The sequence below is a fragment of the Streptomyces sp. NPDC087310 genome (genome assembly GCF_044744405.1).
Lineage (GTDB): Bacteria > Actinomycetota > Actinomycetes > Streptomycetales > Streptomycetaceae > Streptomyces.
Map to the genome: position 1 here is coordinate 1 of NZ_JBIUYF010000003.1, position 12,390 is coordinate 12,390.

General features: G+C 71.6%; 10 protein-coding genes. 6 read left to right on the top strand and 4 right to left on the bottom strand.

Translation table 11 applies throughout. From position 1 onward, the window contains the following. Window positions 1-437: 437 nt before the first annotated feature. Window positions 438-1,004 carry a MarR family winged helix-turn-helix transcriptional regulator gene (locus ACIO3P_RS10460; protein WP_401848869.1) on the bottom strand — a complete coding sequence of 189 codons (567 nt, stop codon included), beginning with the start codon at window positions 1,002-1,004 and terminating at the stop codon, window positions 438-440. A gap of 164 nt (window positions 1,005-1,168) precedes the next feature. Between ACIO3P_RS10460 and ACIO3P_RS10465 the strand changes: the two genes are divergently transcribed. Beyond that, window positions 1,169-2,464 (top strand): MFS transporter, encoded by a 1,296-nt coding sequence (locus ACIO3P_RS10465; RefSeq protein ID WP_401849517.1) that lies wholly within the window; start codon window positions 1,169-1,171, stop codon window positions 2,462-2,464. 53 nt (window positions 2,465-2,517) lie between these two features. Here the strand turns inward: ACIO3P_RS10465 and ACIO3P_RS10470 are convergent, their stop codons facing one another. Together ACIO3P_RS10470 and ACIO3P_RS10475 are read right to left on the bottom strand one after the other, a co-directional pair. Continuing rightward, entirely contained in the window at window positions 2,518-4,224 is a 1,707-nt protein-coding gene (locus ACIO3P_RS10470) for an ATP-binding SpoIIE family protein phosphatase (protein WP_329821388.1), read from the bottom strand. A gap of 205 nt (window positions 4,225-4,429) precedes the next feature. Further along, window positions 4,430-5,833 (bottom strand): NAD(P)/FAD-dependent oxidoreductase, encoded by a 1,404-nt coding sequence (locus ACIO3P_RS10475; RefSeq protein WP_401849518.1) that lies wholly within the window; start codon window positions 5,831-5,833, stop codon window positions 4,430-4,432. 460 nt (window positions 5,834-6,293) lie between these two features. On the opposite strand from ACIO3P_RS10475, the gene ACIO3P_RS10480 reads away from it, so the two are divergent. Next, window positions 6,294-7,088 (top strand): helix-turn-helix domain-containing protein, encoded by a 795-nt coding sequence (locus ACIO3P_RS10480; RefSeq protein WP_329821387.1) that lies wholly within the window; start codon window positions 6,294-6,296, stop codon window positions 7,086-7,088. A 292-nt stretch (window positions 7,089-7,380) separates the two neighbouring features. Further along, the gene (locus ACIO3P_RS10485; protein WP_401848872.1) at window positions 7,381-9,417 is read left to right on the top strand and encodes a sigma-70 family RNA polymerase sigma factor; all 2,037 of its coding nucleotides are present in this window, start codon (window positions 7,381-7,383) and stop codon (window positions 9,415-9,417) included. Here the strand turns inward: ACIO3P_RS10485 and ACIO3P_RS10490 are convergent. Further along, window positions 9,404-10,207 carry a DUF5984 family protein gene (locus tag ACIO3P_RS10490; protein WP_401848873.1) on the bottom strand — a complete coding sequence of 268 codons (804 nt, stop codon included), beginning with the start codon at window positions 10,205-10,207 and terminating at the stop codon, window positions 9,404-9,406. The two genes, ACIO3P_RS10485 and ACIO3P_RS10490, sit on opposite strands and share 14 nt — an antisense overlap. A gap of 133 nt (window positions 10,208-10,340) precedes the next feature. Between ACIO3P_RS10490 and ACIO3P_RS10495 the strand changes: the two genes are divergently transcribed. The 3 genes from ACIO3P_RS10495 to ACIO3P_RS10505 all read left to right on the top strand — a co-directional run bounded on the left by ACIO3P_RS10495 (window position 10,341) and on the right by ACIO3P_RS10505 (window position 12,310). Next, on the top strand, window positions 10,341-10,874 hold the full coding sequence (locus tag ACIO3P_RS10495; protein ID WP_329821384.1) for a sigma-70 family RNA polymerase sigma factor: 534 nt from the start codon (window positions 10,341-10,343) through the stop codon (window positions 10,872-10,874). A gap of 12 nt (window positions 10,875-10,886) precedes the next feature. Further along, the gene (locus tag ACIO3P_RS10500; RefSeq protein ID WP_401848875.1) at window positions 10,887-11,690 is read left to right on the top strand and encodes a hypothetical protein; all 804 of its coding nucleotides are present in this window, start codon (window positions 10,887-10,889) and stop codon (window positions 11,688-11,690) included. A 197-nt stretch (window positions 11,691-11,887) separates the two neighbouring features. Beyond that, entirely contained in the window at window positions 11,888-12,310 is a 423-nt protein-coding gene (locus ACIO3P_RS10505; RefSeq protein ID WP_329821382.1) for a VOC family protein, read from the top strand. Window positions 12,311-12,390 lie beyond the last annotated feature (80 nt).

The window sequence follows — 12,390 nt, forward strand, 5'->3', positions numbered from 1 at the left end:
CCTGCGTTTCCGACTCTATCAGACTCTTTCGTGTCCGATTCCCCGTCGGAGCGGGGTTCGCTTTCCAGTTCTTCGCTTTCGCGCTTTCCCTTTCCAGCGGTTCCGACTCTATCAGATCCTTTCGGGCCTGATTCCCAGTCAGCGGGGCTTGTCCTCCCGGCCCTTCGGCCGTTCCGACGTTCCAAACTCTAGCGGATTCCGCAGGTGACTCATAATCGAGTCTTCGAAATGAATTCCGGCATGCCGAAATTCGTCCCGGCCAGGGGATCGTGCTGTGTTTGGGTGCCGCTACTGCGGCGGGAGTGGCTGTCGCAGAACCGTACCGGCTCCGTGACAACTCGAAGAACCTTACGGATCGACCTGGTGCGTGTCAAACCGCTGTCGCCCCTCCGATTGCCCCGCCTGTTTGCCCTGCCGTCAGCTCAGGTCCGTACCGGTCAGTCCAGGTCGGTCAGGCGTCCGCCGGCGTCCGGTTGGGCTTGTTCCACGCGGCGGAGGAGGCGGATCAGCATCTCTCCGAGCACGCCGCGTTCGTCGCCCGTGAGGTCCTGGAGCAGTTCCTCCTCGAAGTCCGAGGCCATCCGCATCGCCGCGAGCCACTTCGTACGGCCCTCGTCGGTCAGCTCCACGATCACGCGGACCCGGTTCGTCTCGTCGCGGTCGCGCGTCACCAGGCCCTCGCCCGCCATGCGGTCGATGCGGTGCGTCATCGCGGCCGGGGTGAGGCCCAGGCGCTTCGCGAGTTCGCCGGGGCCCAGGCGGTAGGGGGCGCCCGCGAGCACCAGGGTCTTGAGGACCTCCCACTCGGCGTTGCTGATGCCGAGGTCGGCGACCTGTCTGCCGTACGCGACGTTCATACGGCGGTTCAGCCGGCCGAGCGCCGAGACGACCTGCTCCACCTGGGGGTCGAGATCGCGGAACTCGCGCTGGTAGGCGGCGATCTGCTCGTCGAGGCTCGGCTCCTGGAGATCCGGCGGGCCGGTTTTCTCGGGGGTGTCGGACATCGGGGCAGTATGCCACGGCCTCTGTTGGCGTTGAAGTCCTTCACTGTGTACTGTTTAGCTTCTAAGTTTAGCTTTGAAGTCTTCAGGGTTGAGTCTTCGCTCCCCTGACGCTTCGGGCCTCCGAACTCTTCAGATCCTTGAGGTAGGTGAGTGTGACCAGGGCGATGGGCGCATCCTCGGCGATGCGCCGGATCCAGGCGGGGAACGCGCTGAGCGCGTTCGGACTCGGATTCACGGTTCCGTATCTCTATGTGTACGTGGCTCAGGTGCGGGATCTGGGCGCGAGTACGGCCGGTGCCGTGCTGGCGGTCTTCGCACTGGCCGCGCTGGTGGTGCTGCCCTTCATCGGGCGGGTGATCGACCGGCGCGGTCCGCTGCCCGTCCTGGTGGGCGGCGCTCTCGTCGCCGCCGCCGGGGCGCTCGCCATGGGGTTCTCCGGCAGCGTGCCGGCCGCCGTGGCCGCCGCCGCGCTGCTCGGCGCCGGGACCGCCGTCATGCAGCCCGCGCTGGCCACGATGATCGTCTGGTCCTCGTCGCCCTCGACCCGTACGCGGGCCTTCGCCACCCAGTTCTTCCTGGCCAACCTCGGACTCGGTGTCGGCGGGCTGATCGGTGGGCAGCTCGTCGACGAGAGCGAGCCGGGAAGCTTCCTCCTGCTCTTCTCCGTCGAAGCCGTGATGTTCCTCGTCCTGGCGGCCATCGCCGTCACCGTCCGGCTGCCCCGCCCCGCCGCCCTGCTCGCACGGCCCGGCGCGCCGACCCGTGGGATGCGCGCCCTGCTGAGCCACCGGGCCATGGTGCATCTGTGCCTGCTGGGCTTCGTGCTCTTCTTCGCCTGTTACGGGCAGTTCGAGTCGGGGCTGGCGGCGTACGGCACCGAGGCGGCCGGAATCGATCCGTCGACGCTCGGGATCGCGCTGGCCGCCAACACGGCGGTGATCGTGGTCGCGCAGTTCGTCGTGTTGCGGCTGGTCGAGCGGCGCAGGCGCAGCCGGGTGATCGCCGCTGTCGGGCTGATCTGGGCGCTCGCCTGGATCGTCGCGGGGTTCGCGGGGCTCGGGCACGGTGGCCAGACGGTGGCGACGGCCGCGTTCGTCTCGACGTACGCGCTGTTCGGGCTCGGCGAGGCGATGCTGTCGCCGACGGTCGCCCCGCTGGTCGCCGATCTCGCGCCCGCCGAGTCGGTCGGTCAGTACAACTCGGCGTTCGCGCTGGTGAAGCAGGTCGCGCTGGCGGTGGGGCCGGCGGTGGGCGGCCCGATGGGCGCCGCGCTGCACGGCCCGTACATCGTGACGTTCGTACTGTTCTCGCTCGGTATCACGGTGCTGGCCCTGCGGCTGGGGCGGCAGCTCACCCCCGTACAGGACCAGCCGTCGCTCGTGGCGGGCTCGCGGGTCGTGGCGCAGGGGGCGCCCGTCGAGACGTCGCCCCTCGTGGTCGTGGAGCAGCCCGTGCGCTGAGCGCCGCGAGGTCGGTGCGGCAGGGTCGGTGCGGCGGGGTCAGTAGGGCAGGGTCAGTGCGGCAGGGCGAATTCGCACCAGACGGCCTTGCCGCCGCCGGGGGTACGGCGTGAGCCCCAGGACGAGGCGATCGTGGCGATGATGGAGATGCCGCGGCCCGCCTCGTCCGCCGGTTCTGCGCGGCGGCGGCGGGGCAGGTGGTCGTCCCCGTCCGTCACCTCGATGATCAGCCGGCGGTCCGTGCGGCGGAGTCTGAGGCGCATGGGCGGGGTGCCGTGCTGGAGGGAGTTCGCGACCAGCTCGCTGGTGGCGAGCACCCCCAGATCGCGCAGCTCGACCGGGAAGCGCCAGGAGGAGAGCACGCCCGTCGCGAAGGCGCGGGCGCGTGGGGCGGCCTCGATGCCGCCGAGCAGGTCGAGCGCCGCGTTGTGGAACAGCTCCGCGTTCGCACCCGTACGGGCGGGGTGCTGGAGGACGAGCACCGCGACGTCGTCGTCGTGGTCGTCGGTCACGCCGAGGGAGCGGATCAGCCGGTCGCAGACGACCTGGGGCGAGCCCTGGGCGCCGGACAGCGCACGCTCCAGGGAGGCGACTCCCTCGTCGATGTCCTCGCCGCGGCGCTCGACCAGACCGTCCGTGTAGAGGACGGCGGTGGAGCCGGGCGGGAGGGCGATCGAGCCCGAGGTGTGGAGCCAGCCGCCGGTGCCGAGCGGCGGGCCCGTCGGGTCCTCGGCGCGCTGGACCGAGCCGTCCTCGGCGCGGATCAGGAGGGGCAGATGTCCGGCCGAGGCGTAGACGAGGCAGCCCTCGTTGGGGTCGTGGACGGCGTAGACGCAGGTGGCGATCTGGCTGGCGTCGATCTCGGCGGCGAGTCCGTCGAGGAGCTGGAGGACCTCGTGCGGCGGCAGATCGAGCCGGGCGTAGGCGCGGACGGCGGTGCGCAACTGCCCCATGACGGCGGCGGCGCGCACGCCACGGCCCATCACGTCGCCGATGACCAGGGCCGTACGACCGGCGCCGAGGGTGATCACGTCGTACCAGTCGCCACCGACCGCCGCGTCCTCGCCGCCGGGCCGGTAGGTGGCGGCGACACGCAGGTCGTCGGGCTGCTCCAGCTCCTGCGGGAGCAGGGAGCGCTGGAGGGTGACGACCGTACGGCGGTGGCGCTGCTCGCTGGTGCGCAGCCGCTCGGCCGCTTCGGCGTGGTCGGTGACGTCGGCGGCGTGGACCAGGATGCCTGCCGTGCCCCGGCAGGTGACGGGGGTGCAGGTGACCGTGTAGGAGCCCTCCGTACGGTCGGGGCGCTCCGTACGCTCGGATCGGTCCGTACGGTCGGGTCGATCGGTGGGGTGGCTCTGTGCCTTGCGGGACTTGACCGTGCGTGACGTGCCGCTGCGCCGGACCTGGTCGAGCAGCGGGAGCAGGCCCAGCTCCGCCAGCTCGGGGCAGCTCTCGGCCGCCGTGGCGCCCGGGGCGCGCGGGCCGAACGTCGCCGCGTACGCGCCGTTCACGTACGCCACGCGGTGGTCGGGGCCGTACACCAGGGCGACCAGGGCGGGCAGTTCGCCGAGGATCTCCCGTACCGACAGCTCTTCGAGGGAAGGGATGGCGGAGGCGCAGGCGACGGAGGGGATGTCCGCCGGGGGCTCGGACTTCTGTTCGTACTCACCACGGGCCGCCGGCACGGAACCGCGGTCCGTCCGCGCGGCGGCGCGGCGCTGTGTACCGGGGAGCCGGGCGCTCCAACGCGTGAAGTTCACGGATTCTCTGGCCTCATGGTGTCGTGTGTCGTGCTGTGGGTCTGGGCCGTGCGGCGGGGCGGTCGGGCGGCAGGGCGGGTCCGGTGGCGGGCGGTCGGGCCGGATCACTCTGCGCAGAGGTGAGCCCACCTATGGTCACACGTCCAGTGTGACCGAGCGCACTGACAGGGACGCGGGGTGACGGTGGGCGCCGGGGTCGCCGGCCTCACGCCTCCTCGGTTCCCCGGGGACGCTCGGTCTCCTCGGAGCCCTCGGACCCCTCGGTTCCCTTGGATCGGTTGGAACGGTCGGTGCCCTGGGAACGGTTGGCGCCCTGGGATCGTTCGCCGCCCGCGGCGAGTTCGAATTCGGCGCGCGGGTGTTCCAGCGAGCCGAGGGAGACGATCTCCCGTTTGAAGAGCCCGGACAGGGTCCATTCCGCGAGGACGCGGGCCTTCCTGTTGAAGGTGGGAACACGGCTGAGGTGGTACACGCGGTGCATCAGCCAGGCCGGATAGCCCTTGAGCTTACGGCCGTAGACGTGCGCCACGCCCTTGTGGAGACCGAGCGACGCGACCGATCCCGCGTAGGCGTGACGGTAGTCCCGCAGGGGTTCGCCGCGCAGGGAAGCGAGGATGTTCTCGGCGAGAACTTTGGCCTGCCGTACAGCGTGCTGCGCGTTGGGCGCGCAGTCCTTTCCGGGTTCGTCCGAGGTCAGATCGGGTACGGCGGCGGCGTCCCCGGCCGCCCAGGCGTGTTCGGTGCCGTCGACGGCGAGTTGCGCGGTGCAGCGGAGCCGGCCGTGGGCGTCGCGCGGCAGGTCGGTGGCGGCGAGGACGGGATGCGGCTTGACGCCCGCGGTCCACACGAGCGTGCGGGTGGGGAAGCGGGCGCCGTCGCTGAGCACGGCGACGCGGTCCTCGCAGGAGTCCAGGCGGGTGTCGAGCCGTACGTCGATGTTGCGGGCGCGCAGCTCCCGTACGGCGTACTTGCCCATCACGTCGCCGACCTCGGGGAGGATCCGTCCTGTGGCCTCGACGAGGATCCACTTCATGTCGTCGGCCTTGATGTTGTGGTAGTACCGCGAGGCGTAGCGGGCCATGTCCTCCAGCTCGGCGAGCGCCTCGACGCCCGCGTAGCCGCCGCCGACGAAGACGAAGGTGAGGGCGGCGTCGCGGATCGCGGGGTCGCGGGTGGAGGAGGCGATGTCCATCTGTTCGATGACGTGGTTGCGCAGGCCGATGGACTCCTCGACGGTCTTGAAACCGATGCCGTGCTCGGCGAGTCCGGGGACCGGGAGGGTACGGGAGATGGAGCCCGGGGCGAGGACGAGTTCGTCGTACGTGACGTCGACGGTGCCGGTGCGCTCCTCCTCGGAGGCGAGGGTCCGCAGGGTCGCGGTGCGTTTGGCGTGATCGATACCGGTGGCCTCGCCGATGAGGATCGTGCACTGGTCGAGGACGCGGCGGAGCGGGACCACGACATGGCGGGGCGAGATGTTGCCGGCGGCGGCCTCGGGGAGGAACGGCTGATAGGTCATGTACGGGTCGGGTGACACCACGACGATCTCGGCCTCACCGCTCTTCAGCCGCTGCTTCAGCTTCCGCTGGAGCCGCAGGGCGGTGTACATGCCGACGTAGCCGCCGCCGACCACCAGAACGCGGACCTTGGGCGGACGCGCCTCGGGCGGCGGTGCCTCGGACGCGGGTGCGGGGCTCGTTCCCCGGGAGATCTCAGCCGTCACCTTCCCATGACGCACCCGGGTTCGTTGTTTGTCCACAGGCGCGACGCATTGTATGACCGGAGAACGTCGGCGGGTCCGGACGGTCCCGGGCGGGCAACGGCGCGGTGACGGGCGGAGGCGCGCAGGTCAGCGGGGGCGGCGCGGGTGAGGGGCGGGGGACGAATCAGGCATGTTCCGGTCCTTGCGCCGATCGGGGGGCGCTCTGTGCGGAACTACCCTCTTCTGAATTGCCCCGGGCTCAACTATGTTCGTACCTCGTCGGGGTGTCCGGCCGGTGACCGGACCGGGAACCCGGCAGCCAGGCGGGGAGTCTCCGGGGGGAGACATCATTACCGGGGGAACGCTTATGCACATTCAGGATTCTCATTGGCAGGCTGCCGTCGTCACGGAGGGTGACGGACGTGTGGCCGACGAGGGACGATTGGGAGCGGTGGGGGTCGGCGGATCAGGTCGTGCCGCCCCCCTCCGCGTGGACGCACAGCGCAATCTGGAGCACGTACTGCGCGCTGCTCGCGAGGTGTTCGGCGAGTTGGGGTACGGGGCTCCCATGGAGGACGTGGCGCGGCGCGCCCGGGTCGGGGTCGGTACGGTCTACCGGCGGTTCCCGAGCAAGGACGTGCTGGTCAGGCGAATAGCCGAGGAGGAGACCTCCCGGCTGACCGACCAGGCGCGGGCGGCGCTCGGCCAGGAGGACGAACCGTGGTCCGCGCTCTCCCGCTTCCTGCGCACTTCGGTGGCGTCGGGCGCGGGGCGGCTGCTGCCTCCGCAGGTGCTGCGGGTCGGGGCGGACGCGGACGGCGCGGTCGACGCGCCGGCCGGGCGGGGCGTGGCGGCGGACGAGGCGCGGGTGCCGCAGCAGCGGCAGGCGCGCCAGCCCGATCTGCGGGTCGTCGGTTCGCGGGTCTCGGCCTCGGCCGACGATCTGGACGACCCGGGTATCGCCGAACTGCTCGATGTGGTCGGGCAGTTGGTGGAGCGGGCGCGGGCGGCGGGTGAGCTGCGCGGTGATGTGACCGTGGCGGACGTCCTGCTGGTGATAGCGACGGCGGCGCCCACGCTGCCGGACGCGGTGCAGCAGGCGGCGGCTTCGGCACGGCTGCTGGACATCCTGCTGGAGGGACTGCGGTCCCGGCCCGTGTAGTTCGTGCAGTTCGTGCAGTCCGTGTGGTTCGGTGCCGCGTGATGGTTGCGCGGCGGGGGCCGGTGCGCACCGGCGCACCGGCCCTTTTCGAACTGGCTTGCCGATGAGCGGCGTTGATCTTACCCCGAACGGGTGAAGGTTAAAGCAGTCACCGGGGAAAGCCCCCCGGACGAGTGGCACGGGGCTCGAAGCCCTGGGTCCGGCGTGGCGCGCTGTGGCACTCTGGCCCGGTGTTTGGGGCAACAGCGGTGCGTACGCGGCACGTCCGACGGCACGTACGGGGGCTTCCGCGATGAGCGGTGACGGACGGGACGAGCCGCTGGACGGCAGTGCCGCCGACGGTACCGACCGTACCGCCGGTGGTGCCGGTGGCGGCGCGGGATCCGACGATGTGGCGTCTTCTCGCCAGGTTCCGAGTCAGGTGCCGAACCAGGTGCCGGGTCAGGTTCCAGGGCAGGTGCCGAACCAGGGCAAGCCCAAAGAGCCTTCCGGCAGCGTCCCTTCGCAGCGCGAGCGCGCGGGGACGGTGCCGGTCCCGGGCCGGGGAGAGCTGCCGCCCTCCGACGCCGATCTGATCCAGCGGATGCGGGCCGGCGACGACAGCGCGTACGAGGAGCTGTTCCGCCGCCACTCGGAGCCGGTGCGCCGGTACGCCCGTACCTGCTGCCGCGACGCGCACACCGCGGACGACCTGACGGCCGAGGTGTTCGCCCGTACGCTCCAGGCGGTACGGGGCGGCGCCGGGCCCGAGCAGGCGGTTCGCGCCTATCTGCTGACGACCGTACGACGGGTGGCCGCGTCCTGGACGAAGTCCGCGAAGCGCGAGCAACTGGTGGACGACTTCGCGGTGTTCGCCGCACAGGCCGCCCGTACCTCCGAGGTCTCGGCGGAGGACACTCTCGATCTGGGCGCGGACGTCCTGGCGATGCACGAGGCCGAACAGTCCATGGCCATGCAGGCGTTCCGCAGTCTGCCGGAGCGCTGGCAGGCCGTCCTGTGGCACACCACGGTCGAGGAGGAGTCGCCGAGCGAGATCGCGCCGCTCTTCGGGCTGACCGCCAACGCCACGGCCGTACTGGCCAGTCGGGCGCGCGAGGGCCTCAAGCAGGCGTATCTCCAGGCGCATGTCAGCTCGGCGCTGACCTCGGAGGGCGACTGCTCGCGGTACGCCGACCGGCTCGGCGCGTACGCCCGGGGCGGGCTGCGCATGCGGGCCGAACGCGGGCTGCGCAAGCACCTGGAGGAGTGCGCGAAGTGCCGTCTCGCGGCGGGTGAGCTGGCGCAGGTCAACTCGGTGATCCCGGCGCACGTGCTGCCGATCGCGGTGATCGGCTGGTTCGCGACGGGGTACTCGCTCAAGGCGGCCGGGATCGCGGCGGGCGGCGCCGCGGGAGCGGCGGGCGCGGGCGCCGCGGCGGCAGCGGGTGGAGCGGCCGGCGGATCGGCGGGCGCGGGGGCCGGTGGAGCGGCCGGTGGATCGGCGGGGGCCGGTGGCGCGGGGGCCGTGTCCGAGGGGCTGGGCGCGCCGGCGAAGGCGGGCATCGCCGGGCTGCTGGTGGTCGCCGCCGCCGGCCTGGTGTACGCGCTGACCGGCAACAGCCCCGAGCCCGACGCCAAGGCCCCTGAGAAACCGCCGGTCGCGCAGCCGCTCGTACCGCAGGTGCCGGTCCCGTCGTCCGCACCGGCCGCGCCCCCGGAGCCGCCTCCGGCCCCGTCCCCGAAGAAACCCACCCCGACGCCGACGAAGCCCGCGCCGGACCCCAGGCCGAGTCCGAGCCGTACCACCCCCACCCCCAAACCCACGCCCACATCCACACCCACACCCCCGCCTCCCCCCACGCCCACGCCTCCCCCGCCGAGGCCGACCTCCCGCCCGAAGCCGCCACCGCCCGCGCCCGCCGACTACCAGGTGAACGAGCTGGCGTACAGCATCCTCGGCGACGGCACGGAGCCCGAGGTGCGGCTTTCGGAGAGCGGCTGGCTCTGGCAGCGGTCGAGCGTGTCGATCGGCGGCACGCGCTACGCCCACGGCGTCACCATGCACGCCTCGTCCTCCGTCACCATCGACCTCAACCGGAGCTGCGCCACCTACGCGGCCCTGGTCGGCGTGGACGACCTGACGCTCGGCCAGGGCTCCGTGCGCTTCTCCCTCTACGGCGACGGCACCCGCCTCTGGCGCTCCCCCGTACTGCACGGCGGCGACGCGGCGGTCCCCGTACAGGTGGGGATCTCCGGACAGCGCACCATCCGCCTGGTCGTGGAACCGCACACCCCCTTCGGCGTCGTCGCTCTCGCGGACTGGGCGCGGTCCCGGATCAGTTGCCGCTGAGTCCCGGGGTGAGGAGCAGGCGCGCACCGATCCGTACGGCGTCCCAGTCCGTACCCCGTTCGCGGGCGCGCGCACGCGGCAGCCAGGTCGCGCGGTCCCGGTGCTCGCGGCGCAACTGCTCCATGTCCGCCTCGGCGCCGGGCACCGGACCCGACTCCTCCAGTGCGCCGATGCGCCGGTCCATCGCGGCGAGCAGCGCCCGGTCGAATTCGGTCACCGCCGCGAGGAACTCGCCCGTCGGCATGGCCGCCCGGCCCGTCCTCGGACTCGCGAACTCGATGACGCCCTCCGGGTCCGGCCGGTGCTCCCAGGCCACGGTGACGGTGTCGTCCGTGTCGTCCGTACCGACGACGGTGCGCCAGCAGCGGATGTGCGGGGCGACGCGCAGGTAGTCGGTGTACAGGTGGCCCGCGCTGTGCCAGTCCAGCGCCGCCTCGGCCTCCGGCGTGTCGCGCCACTCCCACTCCGGCGAGAGCGTGGCGGCCACGTCCACCAGGTCCTGCGGCACCGGTTCCAGCGCGCCCGACACGAGCGCGATCAGGTCCTCCCAGAGGCGGACGACGTAGTAGTCCACGTACGGATGCGGCGGCCCGCCCTCGCGCCCGCCCCGTAGCTCCCCGACCGTGCGCTCGGAGTAGCGCAGCACCTCGTGGCCGCCGAGGTCGAGGCAGTACCAGCCGTCGGTCAGTCCGAACCAGTGCGGTACGGGGCGCTCGGCGCTCCACGGCCTGATCCTCTCCAGCGGGGTCAGGCCGAAGCGGATGCGTATGACGGGGTCGACAGGGCTCACCGGTCCAGTTTCCCAGCCGTACGCACCCACCCACCGGCGGTCGATGCAGACCGATGCCGAACGAATCCGATCGAGCCTTGTTGCACTTTCATGGGTCGTGGACACGTAGGGGCAGACGCGAGGAAAGGACGCCATGCCCATCCAGACCGAAGCCCAGTTCACCGAGGTGTACCGGGCCCACTACGAGGACCTGTTGCGCTTCGTACGCCGTCGCGCCCACCCGATGAACGTCGACGACATCGTCGGAGAAACGTTCCTCACCGCGTGGCGCCGCCGGAGCGAACTGCCCGAGGATCCGCGCCCCTGGCTCTTCCGCACGGCACGCAACGCCATGCTGAACGCGAACCGCGGTATGCGCCGCCGGTCCGCGCTCGTCGTGCACATCCAGCAGTCGCCCGACACCGCCACCGCGCGGGTCACGCCCGATGTGTCGGACCAGGTGGACAGCCGGCTCGAACTCGGCGCCGCCTGGCAGGAACTCGCCGCGGCCGACCAGGAAGTGCTCGCCCTGCACGTCTGGGAGGAACTCTCCGCCAGGGACGCGGCGAAGGTCCTCGGCTGCACCCGTGCCGCCTACGCCATGCGGCTCACCCGGGCCAAGCGCCGACTGGCCGCGCGCCTCACCACCGACACCGCCGTCTCGCCCGCCCTCGCCCTGACCCGCTGACTGGAGCCGACCATGACCAACGATCTTCTCTCCCGTCTGGCCAAGCTGGACGCCGCCCCCCGCACCGAACCCTCCGCCGCCGAGATCGACCGCGAGGAGACCCTGCTGCGCTCCGTGCTGAGCGACACCGAACGGCCCACCCGGTCCGTCGGCACCGCCTTCCGCCGCCCGCTCGTACGGCGCACGGTGTTCACCCTGGCCGGCGGACTCGCCGCGGGCGTGGCCTTCGTGGCGGTCACGGGCAGCCTGCCCGGCCTCGGCGGCTCCGGACCGCTCCCGTCCTCGGAACTGGCGAGCTGGACACCCACCCCGAACGCCCTGGACATCTCCGCCGACAAGGGCTCCGCCGCCGAGAAGGCGTGCCTGGAGGTGGCGGGGGAGCGCCCCGGCAGCCCCTCCCCCACGATCGTCAACGCCGACGTGCGCGGCAAGGTCGCCTCCATGATCGTCATGTGGGGGGCCGAGGACGCGTCGTACTGCCTGGCAGCTTCGGACGGCACCGGCATCTCGATGGCCATCGACCCGACGGCCGAGGTCGCGGCCAAGGCCATCAGCCTGGACACGCTGGGCGCCCGCGGCAGCGACGCCGGCGAGTTCAACTACGCGCTCGGCTCGGTGGGCGCCGACGTCAAGGACGTCACCGTGCGCGACTCCGGAAAGACCGTCCACGCCACGGTGCAGGACGGCCGCTGGACCGCCTGGTGGCCGGACGGCAACCCGGACGGCCTGATCACCGGATCCGTCACGCTCACCCTCACGGACGGCACGACCCGGACGGTCACGGGCGACGCGCTGATGAACCAGCGTCCTGAGTGATCCGAGCGGTCGGCTCCGCCGGCGGCGTGCGGCGGAGTCGCTCTCGGCGACCTCGGGGGTCGGAGTCCAGACGGACTGGACTGGACTGGAGTGGATATGAGGCCACCGTCCAACTCACCTTGATACGTCGGGCACTGTGACCAGGTTTCCCGAACGACCCAAGTGGCGTCCAGCGGCTGCACTACAGTTGGCCAACCATGCCCGATCTCCTCGGAATCAACCATCTGACGCTGTCCACGACCGACCTCGACCGGCTCGTCACGTATTACACGGAGCTGCTCGGAGCAACGCTCGCGTTCGAGCGCGCTGCGACCCCTTCTGATCCTCGGATCGCGGTCATCGATGTAGGCGGGGACGACCACCTGATGATCGTCGAAACCGCTACCGCCCCGACCACTGATCTCGACCCCCTGAACCGGGCCGGATGGGGGCTGCGCGTAGGAACGTATGCGCAACTGTGCGAGGTTCGCGAACAGATCCTGGGTGCCGGGTGGCCGGTCGGAGAGATCGAGACCCTGCCCACCCAGTGGACGATGACAGCTCGCGATCCCGATGGACGTCCTGTGGACGTGCGGGCCCATCGCCCCCGTACCCCGTCGCCACCCGCAACCACCGGCTGACGGCAACACCGGCTTTCACAGCAGGCCCTTGGGGCGGCTGCGGCAGCGGGGGCGGGAGGGCCACTGTGCCGGTTGTGGTC

Bases quoted from the DNA above. Each gene is read 5' to 3' on its own strand.
- ACIO3P_RS10460 (WP_401848869.1), bottom strand. From the start codon at position 1,004: ATGTCCGACACCCCCGAGAAAACCGGCCCGCCGGATCTCCAGGAGCCG.
- ACIO3P_RS10465 (WP_401849517.1), top strand. From the start codon at position 1,169: ATGGGCGCATCCTCGGCGATGCGCCGGATCCAGGCGGGGAACGCGCTG.
- ACIO3P_RS10475 (WP_401849518.1), bottom strand. From the start codon at position 5,833: ATGTACACCGCCCTGCGGCTCCAGCGGAAGCTGAAGCAGCGGCTGAAG.
- ACIO3P_RS10480 (WP_329821387.1), top strand. From the start codon at position 6,294: ATGCACATTCAGGATTCTCATTGGCAGGCTGCCGTCGTCACGGAGGGT.
- ACIO3P_RS10485 (WP_401848872.1), top strand. From the start codon at position 7,381: ATGAGCGGTGACGGACGGGACGAGCCGCTGGACGGCAGTGCCGCCGAC.
- ACIO3P_RS10495 (WP_329821384.1), top strand. From the start codon at position 10,341: ATGCCCATCCAGACCGAAGCCCAGTTCACCGAGGTGTACCGGGCCCAC.
- ACIO3P_RS10500 (WP_401848875.1), top strand. From the start codon at position 10,887: ATGACCAACGATCTTCTCTCCCGTCTGGCCAAGCTGGACGCCGCCCCC.
- ACIO3P_RS10505 (WP_329821382.1), top strand. From the start codon at position 11,888: ATGCCCGATCTCCTCGGAATCAACCATCTGACGCTGTCCACGACCGAC.